The sequence below is a fragment of the Niallia sp. 03133 genome (assembly GCF_052663225.1).
In genome coordinates, this window is sequence record NZ_JBQTCY010000002.1 from 1 (window position 1) to 24,745 (window position 24,745).

Annotated in this window: 29 protein-coding genes, 1 pseudogene and 1 riboswitch; of the genes and pseudogenes, 10 read left to right on the top strand and 20 right to left on the bottom strand. The window is 34.8% G+C overall.

Translation table 11 applies throughout. The features are described from left to right. Positions 1-49 precede the first annotated feature (49 nt). The 7 genes from ACTYBU_RS02505 (at position 50) to ACTYBU_RS02535 (ending at position 5,097) form a co-directional block, all read left to right on the top strand. Positions 50-481 carry a ribonuclease domain-containing protein gene (locus ACTYBU_RS02505; protein WP_445486888.1) on the top strand — a complete coding sequence of 144 codons (432 nt, stop codon included), beginning with the start codon at positions 50-52 and terminating at the stop codon, positions 479-481. Positions 482-496: 15 nt separating this feature from the next. Then, positions 497-1,003 (top strand): DUF2716 domain-containing protein, encoded by a 507-nt coding sequence (locus tag ACTYBU_RS02510; protein ID WP_445486889.1) that lies wholly within the window; start codon positions 497-499, stop codon positions 1,001-1,003. Positions 1,004-1,674: 671 nt separating this feature from the next. Then, entirely contained in the window at positions 1,675-2,478 is an 804-nt protein-coding gene (locus ACTYBU_RS02515; RefSeq protein ID WP_445487539.1) for a class I SAM-dependent methyltransferase, read from the top strand. 36 nt (positions 2,479-2,514) lie between these two features. Beyond that, positions 2,515-2,652 (top strand): NUDIX domain-containing protein, encoded by a 138-nt coding sequence (locus ACTYBU_RS02520; RefSeq protein WP_445486890.1) that lies wholly within the window; start codon positions 2,515-2,517, stop codon positions 2,650-2,652. 337 nt (positions 2,653-2,989) lie between these two features. Further along, positions 2,990-3,580 carry a winged helix DNA-binding protein gene (locus ACTYBU_RS02525; protein ID WP_445486891.1) on the top strand — a complete coding sequence of 197 codons (591 nt, stop codon included), beginning with the start codon at positions 2,990-2,992 and terminating at the stop codon, positions 3,578-3,580. 125 nt (positions 3,581-3,705) lie between these two features. Further along, on the top strand, positions 3,706-4,152 hold the full coding sequence (locus tag ACTYBU_RS02530; protein ID WP_445486892.1) for a DinB family protein: 447 nt from the start codon (positions 3,706-3,708) through the stop codon (positions 4,150-4,152). Between the two features lie 30 nt (positions 4,153-4,182). Beyond that, on the top strand, positions 4,183-5,097 hold the full coding sequence (locus ACTYBU_RS02535; protein WP_445486893.1) for a phosphotransferase: 915 nt from the start codon (positions 4,183-4,185) through the stop codon (positions 5,095-5,097). 168 nt (positions 5,098-5,265) lie between these two features. Here the strand turns inward: ACTYBU_RS02535 and ACTYBU_RS02540 are convergent, their stop codons facing one another. The 8 genes from ACTYBU_RS02540 to ACTYBU_RS02575 all read right to left on the bottom strand — a co-directional run bounded on the left by ACTYBU_RS02540 (position 5,266) and on the right by ACTYBU_RS02575 (position 12,625). Continuing rightward, complete coding sequence (locus ACTYBU_RS02540) at positions 5,266-5,637, bottom strand: rRNA methyltransferase (protein ID WP_445486894.1); 372 nt, start codon at positions 5,635-5,637, stop codon at positions 5,266-5,268. Between the two features lie 218 nt (positions 5,638-5,855). Then, the gene (locus ACTYBU_RS02545) at positions 5,856-6,416 is read right to left on the bottom strand and encodes a hypothetical protein (protein WP_445486895.1); all 561 of its coding nucleotides are present in this window, start codon (positions 6,414-6,416) and stop codon (positions 5,856-5,858) included. A 161-nt stretch (positions 6,417-6,577) separates the two neighbouring features. After that, the gene (locus ACTYBU_RS02550) at positions 6,578-6,955 is read right to left on the bottom strand and encodes an NUDIX hydrolase (RefSeq protein ID WP_445486896.1); all 378 of its coding nucleotides are present in this window, start codon (positions 6,953-6,955) and stop codon (positions 6,578-6,580) included. Positions 6,956-7,014: 59 nt separating this feature from the next. Continuing rightward, positions 7,015-7,671 (bottom strand): ABC-2 transporter permease, encoded by a 657-nt coding sequence (locus tag ACTYBU_RS02555; protein ID WP_445486897.1) that lies wholly within the window; start codon positions 7,669-7,671, stop codon positions 7,015-7,017. Further along, positions 7,655-8,515, bottom strand: coding sequence for an ABC transporter ATP-binding protein (locus ACTYBU_RS02560; protein WP_445487541.1), 861 nt, complete (start codon positions 8,513-8,515; stop codon positions 7,655-7,657). Before ACTYBU_RS02560 ends, ACTYBU_RS02555 begins: the two co-directional genes overlap by 17 nt. Positions 8,516-8,538: 23 nt before the next feature. Continuing rightward, complete coding sequence (locus tag ACTYBU_RS02565; protein WP_445486898.1) at positions 8,539-8,910, bottom strand: GntR family transcriptional regulator; 372 nt, start codon at positions 8,908-8,910, stop codon at positions 8,539-8,541. A 189-nt stretch (positions 8,911-9,099) separates the two neighbouring features. After that, positions 9,100-10,719 (bottom strand): FAD-dependent oxidoreductase, encoded by a 1,620-nt coding sequence (locus ACTYBU_RS02570; RefSeq protein ID WP_445486899.1) that lies wholly within the window; start codon positions 10,717-10,719, stop codon positions 9,100-9,102. A 460-nt stretch (positions 10,720-11,179) separates the two neighbouring features. Beyond that, positions 11,180-12,625, bottom strand: coding sequence for a DEAD/DEAH box helicase (locus ACTYBU_RS02575; RefSeq protein WP_445486900.1), 1,446 nt, complete (start codon positions 12,623-12,625; stop codon positions 11,180-11,182). 348 nt (positions 12,626-12,973) lie between these two features. Between ACTYBU_RS02575 and ACTYBU_RS02580 the strand changes: the two genes are divergently transcribed. Next, complete coding sequence (locus ACTYBU_RS02580) at positions 12,974-13,192, top strand: hypothetical protein (RefSeq protein WP_445486901.1); 219 nt, start codon at positions 12,974-12,976, stop codon at positions 13,190-13,192. An 88-nt stretch (positions 13,193-13,280) separates the two neighbouring features. Here ACTYBU_RS02580 and ACTYBU_RS02585 read toward each other — a convergent pair whose 3' ends face one another. Continuing rightward, positions 13,281-14,957 carry an ABC1 kinase family protein gene (locus tag ACTYBU_RS02585; protein ID WP_445486902.1) on the bottom strand — a complete coding sequence of 559 codons (1,677 nt, stop codon included), beginning with the start codon at positions 14,955-14,957 and terminating at the stop codon, positions 13,281-13,283. A gap of 36 nt (positions 14,958-14,993) precedes the next feature. Then, a complete protein-coding gene (locus tag ACTYBU_RS02590; RefSeq protein ID WP_445486903.1) occupies positions 14,994-15,287 on the bottom strand; it encodes a phasin family protein in 294 nt (97 codons plus the stop codon). Positions 15,288-15,775: 488 nt separating this feature from the next. On the opposite strand from ACTYBU_RS02590, the gene ACTYBU_RS02595 reads away from it, so the two are divergent. Continuing rightward, positions 15,776-16,273 (top strand): YhcN/YlaJ family sporulation lipoprotein, encoded by a 498-nt coding sequence (locus tag ACTYBU_RS02595; RefSeq protein ID WP_445486905.1) that lies wholly within the window; start codon positions 15,776-15,778, stop codon positions 16,271-16,273. 61 nt (positions 16,274-16,334) lie between these two features. Here ACTYBU_RS02595 and ACTYBU_RS02600 read toward each other — a convergent pair whose 3' ends face one another. The 10 genes and pseudogenes from ACTYBU_RS02600 to ACTYBU_RS02645 form a co-directional block, all read right to left on the bottom strand. Next, positions 16,335-16,628, bottom strand: coding sequence for a Parvovirus coat protein VP1-like protein (locus ACTYBU_RS02600; protein WP_445486907.1), 294 nt, complete (start codon positions 16,626-16,628; stop codon positions 16,335-16,337). 135 nt (positions 16,629-16,763) lie between these two features. Next, a complete protein-coding gene (locus ACTYBU_RS02605) occupies positions 16,764-17,294 on the bottom strand; it encodes an aminodeoxychorismate lyase (RefSeq protein ID WP_445486909.1) in 531 nt (176 codons plus the stop codon). Further along, positions 17,284-17,664 (bottom strand): hypothetical protein, encoded by a 381-nt coding sequence (locus ACTYBU_RS02610; RefSeq protein WP_445486911.1) that lies wholly within the window; start codon positions 17,662-17,664, stop codon positions 17,284-17,286. The genes ACTYBU_RS02605 and ACTYBU_RS02610 overlap by 11 nt, the downstream gene beginning before the upstream one ends. A gap of 224 nt (positions 17,665-17,888) precedes the next feature. Then, a complete protein-coding gene (gene queE, locus ACTYBU_RS02615; RefSeq protein ID WP_445486913.1) occupies positions 17,889-18,611 on the bottom strand; it encodes a 7-carboxy-7-deazaguanine synthase QueE in 723 nt (240 codons plus the stop codon). Continuing rightward, entirely contained in the window at positions 18,604-19,092 is a 489-nt protein-coding gene (queD, locus tag ACTYBU_RS02620; RefSeq protein ID WP_445486915.1) for a 6-carboxytetrahydropterin synthase QueD, read from the bottom strand. Before queD ends, queE begins: the two co-directional genes overlap by 8 nt. Further along, entirely contained in the window at positions 19,092-19,763 is a 672-nt protein-coding gene (queC, locus tag ACTYBU_RS02625; RefSeq protein ID WP_445486917.1) for a 7-cyano-7-deazaguanine synthase QueC, read from the bottom strand. Before queC ends, queD begins: the two co-directional genes overlap by 1 nt. Before the next feature lie 229 nt (positions 19,764-19,992). Continuing rightward, a complete protein-coding gene (locus ACTYBU_RS02630; RefSeq protein WP_445486919.1) occupies positions 19,993-20,160 on the bottom strand; it encodes a Fur-regulated basic protein FbpA in 168 nt (55 codons plus the stop codon). Positions 20,161-20,694: 534 nt separating this feature from the next. Continuing rightward, positions 20,695-20,801, bottom strand: a riboswitch (SAM riboswitch). Positions 20,802-20,947: 146 nt separating this feature from the next. After that, positions 20,948-22,138, bottom strand: a complete 1,191-nt coding sequence (locus ACTYBU_RS02635) for an aminotransferase class I/II-fold pyridoxal phosphate-dependent enzyme (RefSeq protein WP_445486921.1) — start codon at positions 22,136-22,138, stop codon at positions 20,948-20,950. 115 nt (positions 22,139-22,253) lie between these two features. After that, positions 22,254-23,111, bottom strand: coding sequence for a DMT family transporter (locus ACTYBU_RS02640; protein ID WP_445486923.1), 858 nt, complete (start codon positions 23,109-23,111; stop codon positions 22,254-22,256). A gap of 20 nt (positions 23,112-23,131) precedes the next feature. Then, positions 23,132-23,224: pseudogene (locus ACTYBU_RS02645) on the bottom strand (PhzF family phenazine biosynthesis protein); the annotation flags it as partial. Between the two features lie 122 nt (positions 23,225-23,346). On the opposite strand from ACTYBU_RS02645, the gene ACTYBU_RS02650 reads away from it, so the two are divergent. Next, positions 23,347-24,738: an aminotransferase-like domain-containing protein gene (locus tag ACTYBU_RS02650; protein ID WP_445486924.1), complete on the top strand. Its 1,392-nt coding sequence runs from the start codon at positions 23,347-23,349 to the stop codon at positions 24,736-24,738. The last annotated feature ends 7 nt before the right edge of the window (positions 24,739-24,745 follow it).

Genomic DNA, 24,745 nt, shown 5'->3' on the forward strand with positions numbered 1-24,745 from the left:
ATATATGTAAACGGTCTTTCAGGTAGATCCTGATGGCGATTTCTTTTGGATGGCAGTAAATGTTGGAGTTGCAGCATATTATGGCTATAAAGCATATAAAAAAGGAGGATGGAAAAAAGCTGCTGTTGCTGTAGGGATAGGCTTAGTTGGTGGGGCTGCATTTAAGGCGGGAAAAGTGGCTTATAAAGCATATAGACTTAAAAAAGTCTTTAAAGCTCCAGCTCATGTTAATAGAACTTTAGCGCATATTACATCGAAAAACGGTTCACCGCCTAGAGGTTATGCCGGTGGAAGAACATACGGAAATAAACCAAAGTCAAAAAAAGCTTGGAAACTTCCAAAAAGAGATACCTATAGAGAATATGATGTTCATCCAAAAGTAAAGGGAAGAAATCGTGGCGGTGAAAGACTTGTTATCGGATCACAAGGTAGAGCATATTATTCGAAAAATCATTATAAAACATTTCGAAGAATTAGATAAGTAGGAGAATAAAATATGAATAATTGGAGTATGTTATCTAACGGTCAAAATGATTTGTTATGGGAAATTGTTGTTACTAAATTTAACTTCCGTCCTAGCATAAAAAAAAGAAGATTTTTTATGCCTTATCAAGTTCCAAAACCATTTATAACTTATGATATTTCCAGTTACTTTGAAAATACAGCGGCAGATACCATTATGGACGATTTAGAAAACAAAACATTAGAAGTATTTATGGAATGTACTATGCTAAATGAAAAAATCTATGCTTTGGATTATCAACATCCAGGTTATGAATTTGATCCAAGAAAAACAATGGATAGGGATGAATTTAACGAATGGATAGTACCTATTTTTCCGAATGGAGATTATTATTTCTTTTTTCAAAAAAACTTTGAATGGGGAATCTTAGGGCATCCTTGGAGAGAGGAAATGATGATATTTGGTGAAAAGTTGATTGATTCATATAAAAAGCATATGCCGATTTTATTTAAGGATAACGTAGTCGAACAGGAATCCTAAAATGTTCCATTTTTAGTTTTTTAAAAGTCAGCCCTCTCGACTGAGTGGGCTCTTTTTGAACATTATTATTTAGAAGAAAGACTTGAAGTATACGGCAGAAGGGAATTAACATATTAATTAGTGAAGAATGTTACTAATTTTTTATTCCATAATAAAGTATGCGTTAAATTCTGATTTAACGAAGATAATAATAAACGCCAATAAGGAACAAATTAGATGTTGTACAATTGTTTTCTGAACTTTAGAGGTTATTATATATTATTCGTATAATACCTATTTTACGAATAATATATGTAGACTAGTTTAAGCTTTTGCAGCTAATTTCGCTGCTTTCTGACTAATTTTCTTTTAGAAGAGTTTAGAGAGAAAACTCCCTAAACCCTTTATTTCTATATGCTTCTGCTTGCTTTGTTAAAGTATTCCTTTTATTATTTGTGTGTATGGAACTAAATCCTACGGAGTTAAGAAGATTGTTAAGTTAACATTTTCACCTTCTTTATTAGTAAAGGAATTTATCACTATTTGATGTTACCCATTATTTACGGCATCCTTTAATTAATATTACCCCTATCAACTATTTGATTATAAATATATCTTCTGTTAATTTTTTAGTATTTTTCTATTTTCTTAAAATACAAATTTTAATGAATGCAGGTGAGAGAGTGAATAACATGTTCCAATACTACAATCAATTTGATGAATGGGGACGGTTGGATAGAGAACCTATTGAATTTCAAGTGAATATGCATTATATAAAAAAATACTTACCTATTTCTGGGGAAATCTTAGATAACGGTGCGGGACCTGGAAAATATGCAATGGAATTGGCTAAAGAAGGTTACAGGATGACATTAACTGATTTAATTCCTAAATTTGTTGAAATGGCTGAAAGTAATGCTGGGAAACTTGGGATAAAAGAGAAATTTAATGGCTTTTATGTTCAAGATGCGAGAAAACTATATGATATTCGCGATGAACAGTTCGATGCATCGTTAATGCTAGGTCCTATGTATCATTTACAGGAAGAATCGGACCGTATTATGGCAGTAAAAGAATTAAATAGAGTTGTAAAAAAAGATGGAATCGTTTTTGTTGCATTTATGTCTAGAATTAGACATATCCTTTCGTCCCTAATCAATCCTGAAAATTGGAAGCCGCTTGATAATATGGATGCGATTAATCAATTTGCTCAAACAGGCTGTTTTAATCATAAAGAAGAGGGACGGTTTACAGGAGCTCATTATATAGATATAGAAGAAATAAAACCATTTATGTCAGCGCATGGGTTTGAATGCATTGATCTTATTGGCTCCAATATTGGTGCAATTTTATCAGAGGAAAACTGGAATTATTGGAAATCAAAAGGGGCGACGGAAGTTAATAAAGTGATAAATTTGCTTATGGAACGAGCGTCCGATCCTAATACCCTTGGGATATCCTCCCATTTGCTTTATATAGGTAGGAAACTTAAATGAAAATAATAAATTGTTATTGCAACATAGATTGGATGGGTGCTGAGGACTGCCTGGTGGTTTAATGGAATAGGGGAGAGTTTTGAAGAAAATGCAAGAAGAGAGGTAAAAGAAGAAACAGGTCTAACAATCCATTTAAACCGAAAGACAGAAAATAGTCTATCTTTCGGTTTTTAATAAAAATAAAGCTTTTGATCGTTAAACTATTTAAGCATATTTATTTCAACCGAGCAAATTGTTGTTCGGTCTTTTTAAGAAATTTTACTCGCTGTTCGTAGCTGCGCCTTTCCATGCCGGTATATTTGTACCAGCGTAGTTTATGAAATCCCATCTTGCGGAAAGTAACGCGGAATAAAATTTTTGTTATAGGATTGCCGAAGAAGATTCGATAGAAAAAACTTGGTGTACTCATTACTGTCAACAAGGAAACTCTTTTTAAGTTGGAGAGAAGAGAAACAAAATGGCAACTGGTTTTGGCTCCTCATAAAAAATTCCTTTAACAAATGTTTTGTCAATGAAGTCCTTAAGAAAATTTCAAAGCGAAGATGATGAAGAAAAACAATGGATGTTACAACATTGTGATGACGATGCAGCAGAAGTATTGAAAGAGATGACCGTTGTGATGCTTTATGTTTTGGATGCTATTGGTAATCTTGAACCAGTTAATGGTATTTCGATAGCAAATCAATATGATATACCAAAAGGAACGGTTTCAAAAATTACGAAGAAATTGCATGAGAAACAATTGATTGTGACAAAATTGCTTCCAGATAATAAAAAGGAAATATTTTTTTCAATGACGAGTTTAGGTCAAAAAATATATGCAGTTCATAAAGCTTTGCATTGCCAAATAGACAGCGGATCGTACCAGTTTTTGCAAAGTTATAATGACAATGAATTGCATTTTTTAAATGAATGTCTTATCGATACGTTAAATGCTTCTTGGGTTTCTATGGATGAAGAAAGTAAGGCAAGGCCTAGCATATCGTTAGAAGAGCAAGAAAGGGAAGAAATAATGGCAATGTTAAAAAAACTGAATACTGTAAATTTAAAAAAAGCAAAAACGATCCTAAAAGATGTTTTTTTTACAGATTTTGATAAATAAGAGGAATGTTTATTTTATCCCACACTTAACGGGCAGTAAAACCCCCACTGATGGAAGGTTCACTTTATCTTAAGTAATTAAATGTTTAATCACTTAATAGGAAAGCGGAGAGAGAGGGAAAATTTATGAATAATTTAATTGATGAGTTAGAGAATATCTTATCTTCCATGCCAGAAAAAATTAACTCACTTATGGATTTAGAGAATCGTCCGTTACGACCAAAGTGGTCCAAAAAAGAGATATTAGGTCATCTTTGCGATTCTGGAAATGTAAATCACCAACGTTTTGTCGACATAATCACATCAGCAGATGGACTAGTAACACTAGAGGGCTATAATCAAGATTTATTGGTGGAAATTCATCAATATCATCATTTATTTACCGTAGAAGAACTTCTTCATTTATGGACTTCCATAAATAAACAAATTGTTGTCCTTTTAGCAAATCTTTCGGAGGACCAGTGGAGGTTGGAATGTAAATTGGAGAATGAAACGATTCAAACGTTAAAATGGCTAGTTGCAGATTATATTCAGCATATGATTCATCATTTTAAACATATATTGGCTAATTAAAAGCAACTAGCAGCTACGCCAAAAAGGAGGGTGAAAATAATCAATACACATCCTAGTCATCCGTTTGAACAAATCGTTAAAAGGATGAATGAAAAAAGCAAATTAATGCATGCACGGGAATTAAAAGGCGGGATCTCTGCACAAGTTACCTTACTTGAAATTTTACAGGAAGATGGAAAAATCAAAAAAATGATTGTGCGCAAGCATGGAGAGGGGGATCTAACTAGAAATCCGCAGATTGCTGCATATGAATTTCACCTTTTACAGCTTCTTGCTACTGCAAATATTCGTTCACCACGACCTTATTATCTTGATCAATCCTGTGAAATTTTGTCTTCACCTTATATAGTCATTGAATTTATTGAGGGCAGGACGGAATTTACTCCAAATAATATACGAGAATATATACACCAGATGGCAAGCTGCTTGGCAGCAGTTCATCATGTAGACTGCTCGAAACTAGACTTATCTTTTTTGCCCAAACAAGAAGAACTTTTTATCAAAATGCTGGATATAAGCTTTTCCAGCAATAAAGAGTTGCTGAATGAAAGGGCTGTAAAAGATAAAATAAAGTCAGTTTTGCTATTCAACCATGCAAACAAGGAAGTTATTCTTCATGGAGATTTTTGGCCAGGAAACATTTTATGGAATGAAGGAAAGCTTGCATCTATTATTGATTGGGAAGATGCTGCTATTGGAGATCCTTTGGCAGACCTTGCTAACGGTCGACTTGAAGTGTTATTTCATTTTGGAATAGAAGCAATGAATCACTTTACGAATATATATCAATCGGTAATGAATAAATTGGATTACACTAATCTTCCGAATTGGGATTTATTTGCTGCATTACGGCTGTCTAAATTTCCTGAATGGGGATTAGAACAAAACCAAGCAAAGTTAATGCGAAAAAGACATAAATGGTTCGTTGAATATGCACTGAGATAAATAAGCATAAGAATTTAAGAAAGATTTTTGCACTAGTTAACATATACAATTTTTTTATTCTGTCTCACTATTTAAAGTATACCTAATAATGAGACAGAATTTTTATTGGAATTAATTGCTTCCTATAATATATATTATGTATGGGGCGTTATAAAATAATAGAATATATTACTCTATTCTATGTTTATAGCTTCTATTTTTCACTTCTTCTCTATTAATGAATTGACAACTATATTCGATGACATCATTAATGTATAGTTTATGCTTCTTTGCAAATTCCTTTAAGTTCATAAGTAAATCCTTATCATAAGTAGTTTTGTATTGAACACGATCTTTAGGCCTTAATTCCTTATTGTATTCAATGCTTTCTTTAGCTAAGACAGATTTTAAACCATTTTCGATTAAATAATTGACATGTGTATCATAATCTTCAGCAAGATCACTCAATTCCTGAATTAATGATTTACTAATATTAGTTCTAAATTTAACTCTTGTAGTATCAGTAGTCTGTACTAATTTATCATTTATTATTTTCCACATAATTATTTCCTCCAATATTTGATTATGAATGTTTCATCATTCGTTCTTTTTTATAGTAGACATAATTGTCTCCGGTTGTATTATATATTATTTTAGCAAGTAAAGGAAGATCTTGTTTACCTTTTACCCAATCACGGTAAATCGTGTTTTTGGAGTAACTATTGTTAGAAGTTATTTCTGTGCGTAAGTTCCATGATTGGAATACAGATAACAAGCCTTCAGCCAAACTTTATGCTTGCTGTTGTTATATTCATAACATAGCCCCTATCTTGGACCCAGCCATCACCATCAATTACACCTCTAATAAAAGAAGGTAAATAGACTTCAGGTATGTTTGGAAATGGTAGAGTTAAGGATTTATTTGAATCTTTTTTTATTTCTTTAGAGTTAATGATAAGTGTTGGAATTTTTCTTGTTGGTGATATTGCTGCTATGTTATAGCTTGCTTCTAAATAATTAGCAACCAATTGAAGTATTCTTTCAACTTTTTGTGTAACGGTAACTGTATGAGTCTTATTAGCTATTGTTCCATCAGTTAATATGATGCCTAAAACCCAAGCCATTTCATGAGTCCAAACCTTAAAAAAATCCTCATTTACTTTATGTTTTCGTGGTTGACCTGATGATTGTTCTCGATTCATTTCTATTCCATGCTTGTACATCACATTACGAATTGCTCGATCGGATAAACCTATGATTGGCGCCATTTCTTTAAAAGACATTCCGCTTTTATATAAATTAATAATCATTGAATCTGTTACATCCGGATTTCTGGCCACTATTCAATTCCTCCTCTCAATGAATTTAATTTATAACTTACTTTCATTATAAGAACAAACATTCGCTTAAGCAAGTATAGTTTCATTATTTATTTGAACATTCTTTGTATTGTTATCGTGTGCTATCAATTGATGGAAAACTTACATTATAAAAAGCTCTTTCATTTACTAAAAGTAAGAAAGAAAGGTTCTATTTTATTATGTAAACATTGTAGAAGCTCTTCTTTAAACTGCTCATATTTAATCATTTCTAGTGCCTCTTCCACCTGGTAATATCCTACATCCAAGCTTTCACAACTCGTAGAAAGGATATTGCTTATAGGAGTGCCTAACCACCAAAAATTACAGATTCCACTGACAGTTTCTTGGGACACTCCACAAAACTTAAGCAATTCAATATCAATGCCCGTCTCCTCTTTCACTTCTCTTAAAACAGCTTCTTTTATGGTTTCTCCTTGTTCTACTTGGCCACCAGGCAATTCCCAACCTCTTTTTGCGTTATTTATTACAACAGCACCAGAAGTCATAAAAAATTTCATTTTTGTCCCCTTGCCTTTTTAAAATGTATTTTTCTGATTTTCAACTAGTCTCTAGATCCTTAAAATTCTCTATTTTTATAGAAACCTAGAGAAATATAATAGGATAAAATAATAAGTAATAGTATCGGTAGTATAAGGAACATTAAAACTTTTGTATCGGATACATTATTTAAGAATGTAATAAAATGTTGATTTAATCCTAAAGAACCATGTTCACTTAAATAATTTATGGTTATTGTTCCTCCAAACGCAAAGATAAAGAGTATCGTTAAGTTGGCCATTTTTGATTTAATGTAGCCATATTTAAACACTAGGGGGAAATTTATCGTACAAACCAATGTAATGACGATGATTGCACCTGCTATTCCCTTTAGCGTAAGAGGTAGATGAAGCGGAATATGGAATAGATTTACTAGCAAATAGATGCAATAAAAGACAAGGATCACATACGCCGTAAAAACATATAGCGAAATATATTTGGATAAAACAATAGTAGTTTTCTTGATTGGAAGACTAATAAGGATAACATTGCTGTTGCTTTTATCTTCCATGGCGCTTGCCCCTAATACCAGTTGATAGGTTATCGATACTATGGCAAGAATCATACCTCCAGGTCCTAAATTGGAAAGTGTAAACGAAAAAAACATCATTATTAAAATGGATGATTTCAACATTTTTTTCTGCATTAATATTTCTTTTTTAATAAGGTGATACACGATAATCGCTCCTTCTTGTAGAAAATACCATAATATCTTCAATTGTGGGTTTTTCAATTACAACGGCATCTCCCCACTTTTTGATCACTTCTTTTTTTCTATTGGATAAAGCTTCAAATCCATAAGCATTTTTCTTCAATCCAGTTAAACTTGTTGAATTATTTCCAGCTAATATATCATTACTGCCTTTTACAATACAGTACTCCTCTAAAAGCTCATCCTTTGTTTTGGATAAAATTATTTCTCCGTTATTTATTATCGTAATAAAATCTGCTATTTTGTCTAAGTCAGATGTAATATGGGTGGAAAAGAATATAGATTTGTTTTCATCCTGCAAGAGTGTTTGCAGAATCTCTAATAGTTCAGAACGAATTAAAGGATCTAATCCTGAAGTCGGCTCATCCATAATTAATAATTCAGCATGATGCGAAAGCGCGACTGCTAAAGCAAACTTCATTTTCATGCCTTTGGATAAATGTTTCATTTGTTTCTTCATAGGAAGATCAAAATCTTTTGCATATTTACGGAACATGTTTTCGTCCCACTTGCTATAAAATGGACGAATAATACTTGTCATTTCCTGGACAGTCAAGTCTTCATAAAAATAATTTTCATCATAGACGAAACCGATTCGCTCTTTAATCGCAATATTATGACGTTCATGATCTAGCCCGAAAATTTCAACTTCACCACTATCTTTTTTTATTAAATTCATCATCAGTTTAATTGTTGTACTTTTCCCGGAGCCATTAGGACCGATGAAACCCATAATATAGCCTTTTTCAAGGGTAAGATTAATATTTTTTAAAGTAAAATCTTTATAGCTTTTTGATAAATTGGTCATTTCAAAAATCTTATTCAACTTAATCACCCTTCATATAAAAGTTTGAGCATTTCTTGAAGTTCTTCTAAGGTTAAGCCAGCAAGTTTTGCTGTAGTAATAGCCTCTGTCATTTTTTCTTCAATTCTTTTCACTTTCGTTTCACGCATAACTTCTTTATTTATTGCTGCTACATAGGATCCTTTTCCGGCAACCGTTACGATAAACCCTTCTTTTTCAAGCTCGTCATAGGCTCTTTTTGTCGTAATAACACTAATTTTCAGTTCTTTAGCTAGATTTCTGATGGATGGCAGTGCATGTGATTCTACTAGATCTCCCTTCACAATATGTTCCTTTATTTGGTTGACAATTTGTAAATAAATTGGCTCCTCTGAAGAATTTGAAATAATAATATTCAACTTATAACATCCTTTAACCTCTGTTCTATCTGTATATATACAATATACACAGATAGAACGGAAATATCCATATATTTTACAATTAAATACTTTTATAAAAATAAATTGTTGATTTTTTGTCATAATTTAAGAATGCAAGAAAAAAACAGCCATTTTTTCAATCTGGCTGTTTAAAACTCCTTCTTTCATTTAATAACCGGAATCCTCCGATGTCAGATTATCAAGCATGGAATAATCGTAATTTTGCAGTGGTTTTTCAGCTGGTCCCTCCAATACCTCGCCGGTGTAGGAAAATCTAGAGCCGTGGCATGGGCAGTCCCAAGACCGATCGCCGCAGTTCCATTCCACTTCACAGCCAATGTGTGTACAAGTGGTATCTACGATATGCAGCTTCCCTTCCTTGTCCTTATAAGCCCCTTTCCTTTGGCCATTTATAGTGATAACAGCCCCTTCGTCATTGCCTAAAGCAGTGGCTGCATGATTGGAAACTTCCCACTTTCCTTTTATTAAATGACTGACAACATTCGCGTTTTCCACTAAGAAGTTTTTTAAACTAGGATTCATATGAAAACGCAAAGGAGTATATAAATCTTCATATTTGTTCTTTTTCCCTGTTACTATATCTCGGAATAATAGTGCAGCTGCCGTTCCGTTTGTCATTCCCCATTTCCTATATCCACTAGCAATCAATACATTTTTTTGCCCGGCCGTTATTTTTCCTATGTAAGGGATCTTGTCTACTGTCGTTAAGTCTTGTGCAGACCATCGATAAGTAATCTGATCTACTCCAAAAACTTCTTGGCCAAACGTTTCTAACGCTTTGTAATGTGCAAGGGTATCGCCTCCTTGCCCCGTTTTATGGCTTTCACCGCCAACAAGAACCATTTCCTCTCCATTGATTATGGCGGAACGGAGAGATCGTGTAGGCTGATCAGCGCTAATATACATACCGCCCGGATATTTAATAGGTGATTTAGCAGCGATAATATAGGAACGGTCTGCATGCATTCGAGTCGAATAAAGACCTGCTCCTTCGTAAAATGGAAAATGAGAACAACAAAGTACGTATTTTCCAGTAGCGCTTGCTCCGTTTCGAGTAAGAACGGCAGGCTCATTCCCATTTTTTATATTTACTGCAGTGGTATTTTCAAAAATCCGCCCCCCTTTTTCCGTTATGATCTGGATAAGAAGAGACAAATAATGGACCGGATGAAACTGAGCCTGGTTTTTCATTACAAGGGCATTTTTTATGTCGAAATCAAAAGGAATGCTATCCACCAACCCCCCTTCGATGCCAAGTTCCTTATAGGCTTGTGCCTCTTTTTCCAGTTTGCTTGCATATTCTTCGGTTGTGGAGTATAAATAGGCATCTTGATGTACAAAATCACATGGAATTTGATGATTATCTATCAATTTTTGAATAAACTGCAACGCTTCAGTATTGGCTTCATAATACAAACTGGCCGTTGATACACCGATGTTCTGAATAAGCTCATCATAGATTAATCCATGTTGCGCTGTAATTTTAGCAGTTGTATGTCCTGTAGTACCGTTTAGTAATTTCCCAGCTTCTAAAATGGCTACATTAAAGCCTTCATTCACTAAAAGGTATGCGGAGGTAATTCCGGTAATTCCCCCACCTACAATAACTACATCCACATTTAAGTCTTCATCTAAACTTGGGAAATCTGGCAATTGAATATCCTTTGTCCAATAAGAAATAGAGTCTTGAGGCAATTTACCATTAGCATAATTATAGTTAGACACTGATAATCCTCCATTTGCTGTTTTAAATCTTATTTTTCCCATTTAAAGGAAGAATAAACTTAGAGGATTAAAACAGTTTAATTTCCCAGTATTTATTATTGTAAGATTATTTTAATCAAGTGTAACCTCGGTAATTTTAGCATATTTACGAAAATGGGCTATATTAACATAATAAAGTAAACTTCCAACAGTGGGGGTTTTTCCTCTTCCACCACTGTTGGTTAGTTGCACTTATCGGACCTTTACGGGCTGTTATCCCCAATCTATCTTCCCCGATTTCTTGGCATCCCCGAGGTGGGGGTCTTACAGCCCATTAAGCGTGGGATAAAACCGTTTAGTGGATTTAATAATAATATTCGAACGAATACCCCATTCTTTATAGGGTCTATTAAATGAATATAAAAAGCACAATTCATTTAATAGAACTGTGCTTGATTAGTGTTTCTATCATTTCAAAAAGAGAGGGATATAGCAAATACCATACAATTTTAGTTTGGATGCACTATTTAATTGCTTTGCTTACTTTTACTTTCTTTCCTTTGATTGTTGTCGTTTCCATTGCCTGTAAGACTAAAGAACCTTTGCCATTCAGTATATCAACATATGTCAACTGTTCCTGTATTGTTATAATTCCAATATCATCTGCTGTTACTCCAGGAATATTGGCAATAGTACCAACAAAATCCACCGCTCGAAGTTTTTTCTTTTTTCCGCCGTTGAAATGCAGCTTCATAATATCCTTGTTTATGCGCGCTGTTTTGTTATTTTTTACGATTCGGCGTTCATTCATTTTTTCTTCGAATGCTGCCGTTCCTTTGGCAACTTCACCGGATAACGGAGCTTCCATTGTAGGTATTTCAAAGCCAATGTAGTTTTCAATTGCTTTCATGAACTTTCCTTCAAATGGTGTAGCAAACGTAATCGCTTTTCCTTTTTTGCCAGCACGGCCAGTTCTGCCCGTTCGATGAACATAGCTCTCTTTTTCCATTGGAACATCATAGTTAATGACAAGTGTTACGTTATCAATATCAATCCCTCTTGCAGCTACATCTGTTGCGACAAGATAACGGAAATTTCCCATTTTGAACCCATCCATTACGGCAAAACGATCTTCCTGTTCTAATCCGCCATGAAGTTTTTCACATGCGTAATTGGATTCCTCCAGATCATTAAACACGGAATCAACGTGTTCTTTTGTTCTGCAGAAAATAATACAGCTATTAGGGTTCTCTACAACGGTTATATTTTTCAGCAAGGAGATTTTTTCTTCTTCTTTCACTCTAATTAATTTATGTTCAATTGTATCAGTTGTTATTTGGTTCGAGTTAATTTCGATAGGAATAGGGTTTTTCATATATTGATGGCAGAGATTTTCCACATCTTTTGGCAAGGTTGCAGAAAAGACCATAGTAATTCTATTCGAAGGCAGTTCTTTCATAATCGCTTCTACCTCATCAATAAAGCCCATATTTAGCATTTCATCGGCTTCATCTAATATAAAATACTTAATGTTCTCTAAAGATAGAGTCCCTCTATCAATATGGTCCATGACACGACCTGGTGTACCAACAACAACATGCGTTTTTTGTTTTAATTCTTCCTTTTGTTTCGAAAAAGGCTCTTTTCCGTATACGGCCATCGCTTTTATCCGTTTAAACCTGCCGATATTTGTGATATCTTCTCGTACTTGAACAGCAAGCTCTCGAGTTGGTGTAAGAATTAATGCTTGAGGCTTTTTTTCCTCCCAGTCAATCATTTCACAAATAGCTATGCCAAATGCTGCTGTTTTTCCGCTTCCTGTTTGAGATTTCACGACAAGATCCTGCTTCGCTAGCGCTCTTGGCAAAACTTCACGTTGAACCTCTGTTAGCGTGTCGTATTTTAATAAAGTAAGTGCTCTCTTTATTTCGTTGCTTAATTGAAATTCTTCAAAATTACTTTCCGTCATGTATTAACCTCATTTTATTTATTATTCGATTTATAGAATACTCCGAATGGAAATACCTTATGCAAAATCTGAATACATTTATTATACATGAAATCGCAGACTAAAAGAGTTTTATATATAGATGGATAAGCAGCAAGCTGCAAATCAACTATTTTGATACGCTGGCAGGACAGATACAGGTGCAAGGGCTAATGATTCTATACATTTCCTACCTTACACAACTTATATTTTTATAGATATCTATATTTTCTCCTATGCGATGTATCCGTTCTAAACCTGTGTTTTATTCCATATTTTATAAATAGAGGGCGGCTTAAACAGATAATCCCAATAGAAGGAGAGAAAAAAATGGTTGTCGTTCAGTTTTTTGAAAACAAATCCTTAGTATTAAGTCAACTGCTTAAACAGATTCCCACTGTGGATGAAGAGATAAAGATTAAAGGGCGCAAAGGAAAAATATTAAGCGTAAAAGAAATAAAGGAAAACTTATTTCATGTACACCTTGTGTTTGAGAAAGTCGTTAAAACGCAGCCTATCGGAAAAGACAGCAAAAAGAAGAAACGATAATAATTTATTAGTGGGTATTTATACTAGGTATCTTTCGAGTCTTGATATTTTGCAGGGAAAAAGGAGCAGTAGCTTTTCGTTGCTGCTCCTAAAATTTACCAGATCGAAATATAGAAATAATTAACCATAAAAACATGAATCCTGCCACGATAAACCCAATTTCAATTGCTGGCACTTTCCATAGGATTGTTGATTGTCTGCTAATGGATGATCCGACGATTAATCCAACCATTAAAATGCTGAAAGCAAGCAATACGATGCTTAAAGATAAACGATTGGATATTCGATCCATCTTTTGTAAGACGGCTTGTAAGTCTGGAGTTGAAATTTCGAAACGCAGCTTGCCCTTTTTAATCGCCGATGTCAGTTCTTTCATATTTTTTGGAAAAGTCGACACTAATTCTGCATAATCATTTAGATGATGCCAGGCATTTTCTGCAAGTTTTTTAGGATGAAATCGTTCTTTTGCCAATTGCTCTGCAAAAGGTTCAGCCAAATCCATAATATTGCAAGTTGGATCTAGAAATTCCACAATGCCTTCTAGTATCATTAACGATTTTCCAAGAATCGTTAATTCTGCAGGTATATGTATTTGGTAACGCTGGGCAATTAGAAAAAAATCATGAATGATTTCCCCAAAGCTTAACTGACTAAAAGGAACATCATAGTACTTGTCCCTCATCTTTTCAATATCCAAGCGAATAGCGGTTAATTCGATATCATCGGGCAATACCCCCATTTGATACATTACTTTAATAATCCCGTCGCTGTTTCCGCTTTTTAAGGAAATAACAAACGAAACAAACTGATATTTCATTTCGGTGCTTAATCTTCCTATCATTCCGAAATCTAGAAACCCAATTCGTTCACCCGGAAGGATAAGAAGATTACCAGGATGGGGGTCCCCGTGAAAGAAACCGAATTCTAATATTTGTTTTAATAGACTGTTTGCAAACTTTTTGGCCACTTGTTTACGGTTGTACCCCAGTTTTTCCATTTGTTTGATATCATTTATTTTAATGCCTTCTAAATACTCCATTGTCAATATTCTTCCTGTGGAATAATTCCAATGAATAGCTGGAACATGAACGATGTCATTGGTTTTAAATTGCTTGGCGATCTTTTCGCCATTTCTTCCTTCGATTGTAAAATCCAACTCATCTCTAAGAGAGTTAGCAAATTCATCGACAAGTTCCGTTATGGGGTATTTTTTAATCCATTCTAATTTGGAATTCGCTAATTGTGCAAGATGTTTTATGATTTCAAGATCCGTAAAGATTAATTTTGTAATGTTTGGACGCTGCACTTTTACAGCTACTTCCTCTCCAGTATGAAGTACAGCAAAATGCACTTGGCCAATCGAAGCGGAAGCAATTGGCTTTTCTTGAAATTCAGCAAAGATGCCGGCTATATTTCCGCCTAGCTCTTTTTGAATAATTTCATTTACCTCGACAAAAGAAAAAGGAGGAACATGATCCTGCAATTTTTCTAATTCATGGATAACATGTTCTGGAAAAAGATCTCTTCTTGTACTCATAACTTGACCGAGTTTAATAAAAGAGGGGCCGAGTTCTTCCAACAGCATCCGAATTCTTTCTCCTAATGTTCGTCGATAAGTATGTTGTGTTCTTCCCATTTTTTTAATAAGCGGTGAAAAAGCTTCCGTTAATCCTAAATCTTTTACGATATAGCCAAATCCATTGCGCAATAATGCACGAATAATCTCTTGGTAACGATGAGCATGTTTCATTCTTTTGCTGAACATTCCTATCCCTCCCAAGATCGATTAAACACTAAAAAATTATTCACTCTTCTGTTCCAATACCGCAATTCTGCGCTCCAGCTCTCGGTATTCTTCCATTGTAACGACATCCAGCTCTTTTAATGCCTGCTGAACTTTCGTTTTTACGACTCCATCCATTTCTTTTTTTGCTTGATACCCCTTTTCTAATAATTGATTGACCATGTCCTTTGAGTCATTTTTGCTGACTTCTCCTCTTGCTACAAGGTCATTTACCATTTTTTCTACTTGCTCTTTGCTTGCTGCTGCTAATCCAAGACCTAAGGATATAAATTGATTGATTGTATTTTTCATGAATTTTCCCTCCAAAAGATCATTTTATTTATTATTTTAATTCATTTCATCCATTATGAAAAATAATAAGCGAATAAATATTCATTTGCTGTTGTTATTATCTATAATCGAAAATAAGAAAAGCGCAAGCGCCTTGCTCATTGCCGTACGAACTGGCCGATTAACTACGCAACGTCCTGTTGCAACATCGGCACTTGTACATCCTGTACTTCGGAAGGGCTTCGACTGAGATAAAGGAAACACGATGAGCGTTAGCGAATCGATGTTGACTTATCGTAGGGAGATGACCTGAAGTTCGATAGGCAATAGGCGCTGGAGCTAGACAGTTATCTGACTTCAGAAAACTTATACTTTCTTTTCTCTTGAAAAAAATGATGAATCATCTTATTATATTTCCACTTTTCCTAAAGCATTCATCTCCTTAATATGGAAAGAATGTTTTCTACTTTAGAGGGAAATTTAAGGAGGAAGTACAAATAGAAAGGAAGATGGAAGTGAAATTAGCAAAAAATTTAATAGCAGTAGCTGGAATACTGGCCATTATGACCGGATGTAACAATAATGATGATAATCGTTCCGCCATGAATGACCGAAACGATGACAATGTTAACGTGGAAAATGTCGGCTACAAAACAGATAAAAGAACAACAGCAGACTTGGATTTAGCCGATAAAGCGGCCGATAAAATCAAGGATTTGAAAGAAGTCGAAAGAGCAGTCGTAATAAAAACAGATGAAAATGCCTTTGTTGCCGTTCAATTAACAGGGAATAAAGAAGGTAATGTAACAAAAGAACTAGAAGATAAAGTAGCTGATAAAGTAAGAAGCGTGGATCATGATATAGATAACGTCTATGTTTCCTCTAATCCAGATTTTTATGATCGTATGACAAATTATGGTCAAGATATTGAAAATGGTCACCCGATAAGTGGATTATTTAATGAGTTTTCCGAAACAGTAAGAAGAGTTTTCCCTAACTACCGCTAAAATCTCCCTGTCACTTGTAGAATTTTATTAATTCTACAAGTGTGTTTTACATATGGCAATTTTAATCATTTTTACAAACTAAGCGGATCTTTAATTTCATCACATCTGAAATGAGCCGAGAAGTTTTTCCTTCTCGTGTTCGTTGATTTGTTTTAGCTTGTACACAGCGAATTAGTGCTTGATCGCATTTACAGCAAGGTCCATACTTTTTTATACAATGGTCATGCTCTTTGCAGCAAGAATCGATATAATTGATGGGCATGCCTGGTCCGCTGCAGCCTGGTCCGCAATAGCGATACCCCCCTGGCAGGCAAAATCCTTTTTTTCTTTTTTGTGATCTCTTCTTTTTTCTCATGTTTATTCTCCTTTAACCAGTTATATTTATTGTTATGTGGAAAGAGGACGAAGGGGCTATATAAGTACCTAAAAAAGAAAATATTTTTTCATAAAAAAGAAGCCAATGTGATTAGTACATTGGCTTCTTATCGATTTAGCGCTTTTTAAAAATGGTAGAAATAATTTTATCTGTGGACATGCTGCTGTCCATTTCATATGTTCCAGGTTTTAAGTAATTAGCTACCCCTTTTTTATCCACTTTTTGGGAGAAATCAAAGGCGCTTTCCTTAATGATTTTACCGCTTTTTAATGCTCGTCCTACATCTATACTTGTCATACCGTCTGTTACGGTAATCATCGTACGGTATTCAACCTGGCCGTTATTATCGGAGCTTGCTTTTTTTGCAGCTTCCTCTGCTTCCGCGACTTTTTTCTTCCATTCTTCCGTTGTCGCAGCATCTTTTTTATCTACTTCTTCTTGTGTTTGCACCACAAATCCAGAATCTCCGAGAATACTTTTCATTTCTTCCACAGTAGGTGTTTTTTCTACGACATTATTTTCTGTTTGCGGGTTTTTTGACTGAGCTTCTATGTTTTCTCCTTTGCTGGTGAAATACACGATTCCACAAACGGTTGCAGCGAAAAGAAGTCCTGCAGAGAAGCTCGTTACAATATTAGACTTCATGTGGAACTTTTCTCCCTTCATCTTTTGCTGTGAAGTAAGGAGATAACATATATTCTACTTCGTTTTCAGATAGATTTTTTTGTTTGGCAATGCTTTCTATAGAGTATTTGCGTTTATATAAATCTAACACTTCACGCATGATTACTCTTTCATTAGAAGATATTTGAATGCTAGCCTTTTTTTCCATAATTTCTAGATCAAGCTCTAGATTTCGTAATTGTTTTTGCAGCTGTTCTACTTCATCCATTACGGAAAGATGAATCATGTCAATTTCACGCTGTTCTGCCTTGGACGATTGTTTTGCTTTTGCAATTGACATAATCAATAGCAGGAACGCTGCGCCAAACAAAATGGCTAAAGTCCATTCCATCCTTAAGATCCTCCCTCTTTCAGAATCTAGTACCCTAAGTTTCTATTATACATTCTTTTAAAAGAATTTTCGATTCATAACTACAAAATCCTTCAAAAGTCAGTACAGTCTTTTGGTTAATTTGCCGATAAAACTATTTTTTTCAGCTCTTAAGGCCTAATATTTCGCTATGAAAAATAAAAATATCTTTGTAAACGCTTCTTTAGCGTTAAAGAAAATGAGGACTAAACTCCTCTTTTATTCCCCCAAACTAACGCATGCAATTGAGGAAGAACTCTCACATTATTCATATCACTAGATTCAATGGTTTGTTGGATCAGCCATTCGTATTTTTCTAATAGTTTCATAAGTAATTCTTCCTTGTTTCCATTATTGATATCATCATTTCCGACTTGAAGATAAAAAGCAGTTTGTGGATAACGAGCATGCAATTTTTGAGCATAATGGAAATCCTCTGCATCAAATACAACCACTTTTATACTAAAATCGTTTTTATTTTCTTGTAATTTAGCAATAATAGAATCTAATATACCAAAATTTGTTTCCATTCCAGAACTCGGTGGTTTTGGTGAAATGGTTAAATCATCAATTTTATAAAACCAGTCCTGCCATCTGCTGCCTTGTGTTTCTAATGCGGCAGCTATTCCTTTATCTTTTAATAAATCGATGAAGCTGTCTAAAGAAGCTAATAATGCCGGATTTCCTCCTGAAATCGTCACATGGTCAAAATGGGGTCCCCCAACACCTTCAAGCTGTTCCCATATTTCCTCTGCTGTCATCAGCTTAATATCATCTTTAGCCGAACCGTCCCATGTAAAAGCAGAATCACACCAGGAGCATTTATAATCACAGCCAGCTGTACGTACAAACATCGTTTTCCGTCCAATAACCATGCCTTCTCCTTGGATCGTTGGACCGAAAATTTCAAGAACAGGAATTTTATTCATCTTCCATCCACTCCCGTCTTGCTTCTGCATAACTCGTTGGTGTTTCAAACAGCCGGACAAATTCTACTCTTGTCCCATTATAAGTAGAATCTGAGCAGTTTAAAGCTTCCTGCATTTTTTCATATATCCACACGACCATGTTTTCTGCCGTTGTATTCATTTTAGGCAATGTTTCATTTAAATAGCGGTGATCAAGATGGACTTCAATATTTTCTTTCCATATTTTTTTTATATCGCCAAAATCGATCACAAGTCCGATTTCATTTGTAAATCCACTGATGCCGAATACTACTTTATACGTATGTCCGTGCAGATTTTTACATTTTCCTTCATAGCAATGCAAGTGATGGGCAGCATCAAACGTAAATTCCTTGCTGACAAGCACTCTTTTTTTATGATAGTTTAATTCGTTTTTTTGAATGTCTTGATTTATTTTTTGCAGGCCTTCCACGATTCGAAAGCCAAATACATTTTGTTCCATTACACGATTTCATCCTTTTGTTTTGAAAGTAAGTAAGTATCCAATCCAGCTTTTCTTAATTTACAGGCAGGGCATTTACCACAGCCATTTCCGATAATTCCTTCGTAGCATGTTAATGTGTTTTCTTGGACATATTGTAATTGTCCTAATTCATCAGCAAGCTTCCACGTTTCTGCTTTATTGAGCCACATTAATGGAGTATGGATGACAAACTGGCTGTCCATTGCCAAGTTTATTGTTACATTAAGGGATTTGATAAAAGCATCGCGACAGTCCGGATAGCCGCTGAAATCTGTTTCGCACACCCCTGTAATAATATGTTTGGCACCAATTTGGCTTGCTAAAACAGCAGCAAAGGATAGGAAAAGCAAATTTCGTCCAGGTACAAAAGTGGAAGGTAATTCGCCATTTCCCCCTTCTTTCACCTCTATATCGCTTCTTGTAAGAGCATTAGGAGCAAGTTGATTCAATAATGCCATATCAAGAACATGATGATTAACATGTAAATCTTTTGCAATTCTTTTCGCACATTCAATTTCTTCCTTATGACGCTGATTATAATTAAAGGTAACAACCTCAACTTCTTTAAATGTTTGTAATGCCCAAAATAGACAAGTAGTACTGTCTTGTCCTCCGCTGAACACCACTACCGCTTTTTCATCTTTTAACATACTGCATAACTCCCTTCTTACCGGCAACACACTTCATACTAATAGTGTTAGGTTAACGTAAAAATTTTAGCCGCAAAAAAGCAGTACTCCAAGATGGAAGTACTGCTTCATCTTAGTTTTTTTAACGAGGGGGGCTAAAAACCTCTATTATCTGTTCATATCTTATATATTCTATCATAGTTTTTGAAAAAAAACTATGATAGAATAGGTCCGCTTAATTAACTATTCATTATTTTCGATTGCTTACATGCAGTACTTTTTCATATTCTTCTTTTAATTCTACCACCGACAGCTCAAATAAATGGAACGATTCTTTTTTAAAGATGCCATTCTCTATTAATTTTTCAATTAAAACATCTTTTTCATTGTCTGTGATAGTTGTTGATTGCTTTTCCATTACTGTATTCTCCTTTTTAAAATATAATATTTCCCATAAGATTAGTAGGAATTATATTTAGATGATACTTTTTAAGTTTATTCTTGAATAAAAAAGATATGATATTATCTTTTTCCAAATTTCTTTCAAATTAAACCTAATAAGAAAAGCGCAAGCGCCCTTGCTCATCGACAGAATAAGGTGAGGTCCACAGGATGTGGCGTTCTTAATTTGTGTACCTTAAGCGAGATAAGGCGAACTTTCCATCAGGGGATGATCTTTCCCTAATGGTTAGTTGAGTCGATCAGGTTTTTACGGGCAGTTTTTTGTGCGCTATCCATTTTTATTATACTTTCTTACAGCCCGTTAAAACGTGATAAAGGAAACACGAGTAGCGTAGCGATTCGATGTTGACTACGCAAGCGAGGCGAGGGAAGCGTTGAAGTCGATAGGGCGCTGGAGCTAGACACCCGTCAGGCTTCAGAAATCTTATACTTATCTTTTGAAAAAAATCCCCTTCTGCAGACAGAAGAGGATTTTATTGGTTATATTCTCTTCTTATCTTTCAGATATTGATTATCTGTTGGAATTGGCACAGTATTCATAAGAACCCGCTGCCGAGGTATCATAGGGCCATTTCCCTCCACCTCTCTGGATAAGATTATATTATATTATGATAGGTTTATTTATCTCATATTAAATCATTATATTAGAAGAAGTCAAGCATTTGGTTTGTAAGAAACTTGAAAGGCTCCTCTATTATTTTGGAGGGCACTATATTTCGCGAAAGCCAAGCGAGGGCATATGTTCATGTTCGTTTATTTATAAATACCTCGTTCAAAATGCCACTTTCGCTTACAGCTTGGATTGCTTTTTCTAGAACTTCTTCCTCTTGAACTAAAGCAATCCGTACATATCCTTCACCGGATGGTCCAAATGCGCTTCCTGGTGTTACTAAAACGCCTGCTTTTTCCACTAAATCCATCGTAAAATCAGCAGATTGTTTGTAATGAGATGGAATGCTGGCCCAAATGAACATCGTCGCTTCTGGCTTTTCCATTTTCCATCCAATGGAATGGAATCCATCACAGAGAATATTTCTTCGTTTTTCATAAGCCTTTTTCGTTTCTTCCACGCAAGTTTGGTCGCCGGTAATAGCAGCAATAGCCGCCATTTGAATCGGTAAAAACATGCCATAGTCCATGTTTGATTTTAACATTTTTAAACGGGTTACTACTTCTTCGTTTCCTAGACAAAATCCAATTCTCGCGCCTGCCAATCCATATGTTTTAGATAATGAATTGAACTCAACTCCTACATCCTTTGCGCCGGGAAAGGAGAGAAAACTCTTTGTTTTTTTTCCTTCAAAAACCAAATCACTATAAGCATTATCATGTAGGACGATAATATCATATTGTTTGGCAAATGCTATCAATTCTTCGTAGAAAAAATCTGGTGCTATTGCTGTAGTAGGATTATTCGGATAAGAGACAAGCATTAATTTTGCTTTTCTTGCTACATCCTTTGGAATATCCTGTAAACAAATGATGAAACCATTGTCTTTTTTCTGTGGCATATAATAAAGCTCTGCTCCTGCCAACAACGGTCCACTAGCAAATGCAGGATAATACGGATCAGGCACCAATACCAAATCTCCGTCATCAATGATGGACAATGATAAATGAGCAAGTCCTTCCTGTGAACCTAATAACGAACAAATTTCCGTTTTAGGATTTAAACCTACTTCATATCTCTTTTCGTACCAATCACTCGCTGCCTCCAATAAATCGTATTGGTCATTCAAAGCATAAATATAATTCGATTCATCGGCTGCTGCCGAACATAACGCTTCTATAACATGTTTTGCTGGAGGAATATTAGGGGTTCCTACACTTAAATCTATAACAGGTTCTCCCATCTCAATTCTCTTTCTTTTTAATTCTAATAAGCTAGAGAAAATACCTTCTCCAAATTGTTCCATTCTTTTTGCAAACTTCATCCCTTTTTACTCCTTTATATGTCTATTCATCTATGGAGATAACTTTTCAAGACTTTTTTGTAGAAGGCAATCTTCACTTAAAAGTACAATAAATTCATGCATGATTTTATCATGATTATTTCATACTTGCTAAGATTGCACCGAAAATGGTGATGATTCCTCCCACAAAAGTGACTCCAGATAATTGCTCCTGCAATAACAGAACACCTAAAACAACAGTCCAAACGGGAAGTAAGTTAATAAATGGTGCTGCACGCCCTGCTCCAACAATTTTCACACCGGCATTCCATGCAAAATATGCTACTACTGATGCGAGGGTACTTACATAGAAAATACAAATCCACGCATTTTTTGTCATATGAATCATACTTGGCTGTACGGTTCCAATACAACTTATGGCACTAAAAAGCGTACCATATAAGGCTGCCCCTGCAGTCAAAGTTAAAGGATCAATATTCTTACCATATTTCTTGCCTAGAACTGTGTACATCCCCCAAGCCACACATGATAAAAGGATTTCAATTTCTCCTACAATGGATCCTTCAGAAGATGTCGATGACTTTCCTTTTACTAGCAAAATTACACCTATTATGGATATTGCTGCACCTATCCATGCTTTTGCTTTGATTTTTTCTTTAAGGAAAAGAGGGGTAAATGCTAAGATGGTGATGGGAATACCAGCAGAAATCATGCCTGCTTGTGAGGCATTAATCGATTTTAATCCTAAGTAATTTAAGGTAGAAAAAGCGAACACACCTAAAAATCCTAGGATAGAAAACTCCTTCCATCGTACAAATACGGGAATCTTTTTCTTGTTTAAAATCAGCAATCCAAAAAGTATAATCGTTGAGATTGCCCAACGTACGGTATTCAATAATGTTGCTGGTAAAGCTGGCCCTAAAAAGCGGCCGCATATGTAGTTGCCCGCCCATAATAATGTTGCTACTATTAACAATAAAATGCCTTTTTTCATTTTTTAAATCCTTTCATCCTTTTCTGCATAATATCCTCTTTAATCCATTCCTCCATGATGCATACAGCAGCTGGATTACCTTCAAACAAGTTTTCAGCAAATGCATCTACAATATAACATTTCCTGTTCTAACCTCCTTCTTTTCTACAAACTCCTCATAAAAATAACTTTAGCATCCTAATTGTATGGCTTCAATGATATAATTGTATGCAATACAATTATCAGGAGAATGAAAATGCCCGTAAATTCATTTGAAAATTATCCTATGTCATGGAAACCCGATCGAAAACAGCTTGTTTCTCCCTTATACCGTTCCATTGCCAGCTTATTGGAATATGATATTCTCAATGGCTATCTCAAGCCTAACACGAAACTTCCTCCTCAAAGAGAACTGGCAGATTATCTTGATATTAATCTCAGTACGATAACTAGAGCTTTTAAAATTTGCGAAGTAAAAGGATTAATATATGCTGTAACCGGAAGAGGAACCTTTGTCACTCCTAATGTGAGGAATGCTATATTCTCAGCAGATAGCAGGGAGAAACAACCTTATATAGAGATGGGTATTATCAAACCACTGGATAGTTATAACACTTTGGTGGCAGACACAATTAAAAGTATTGCCAACAAAAATTATCTGGAAAAATTATTGGATTATCGAGACCCGTTAGGAATGCCTTATCATAGAATGGCAGCAAAAAAATGGATGGAAAAGTTTCACTTAGATGTACCTGTTGACAATATTGCAATCACTTCAGGTGGACAAAATTCTTTTACCTTGATTCTAATGTCCTTATTTCACCCTGGGGACAAAATTGCAGTGGATGCATATACTTATCCTAATTTTATTGAGCTGGCTAAGATATTAAATATCCAATTAATCCCGATTGATGGAGATTCATTAGGCATGATGCCAGAAAGTTTAGATTATGCTTGCAGAACAAATCAATTACAAGGGATTTATTTAATCCCAACCTGTAATAACCCAACTGCTATCACAATGGATAGGAATCGCAGAAAGGATATAGCACAAATAATCAAAAGGTATAGGCTTATTTTAATAGAGGATGATATTTATTCTTTCCTTGCTCCAAAAGGCTATTTACCAATTTCCCATTTCGTTCCTGAGAATTTTGTTTATATTCAAAGTATCGCAAAATCATTAAGCTCTGGACTAAGAGTTTCATTTATAGCATATGCAAATCAGTTTATGGAAAAAATCACGTATGGAATCTTTAATCTGAATATAAAAACTTCAGCCTTAAATGCTGAGATAATAACAGAATTGATTAATACCGGAGTTGCTGACGAAATCATTAAGGGAAAAAAGGAAATTATAATACAACGTAATCAGCTCTATCTAAAATATTTCCCCATACATGGTTCTCACGAAAATCCAATCAGTTTTTTTCGCTGGATTCCGCTTTCTAAAAATTATCAGCTAAAACAATTTGAGGAAAATGCTATAGCAAAAGGCATCCATATTTATCATTCTGATAGGTTCTTGGTCAAGAAAGATAAATCCTCTCAGTTTATTCGCATTTCACTGACATCTGCCAAGGACTTTGCTGAATTAGATAAAGGTCTTTACATACTTAAGAATTTCTTGCTGTCTTGTGGGAAATAATAAAATG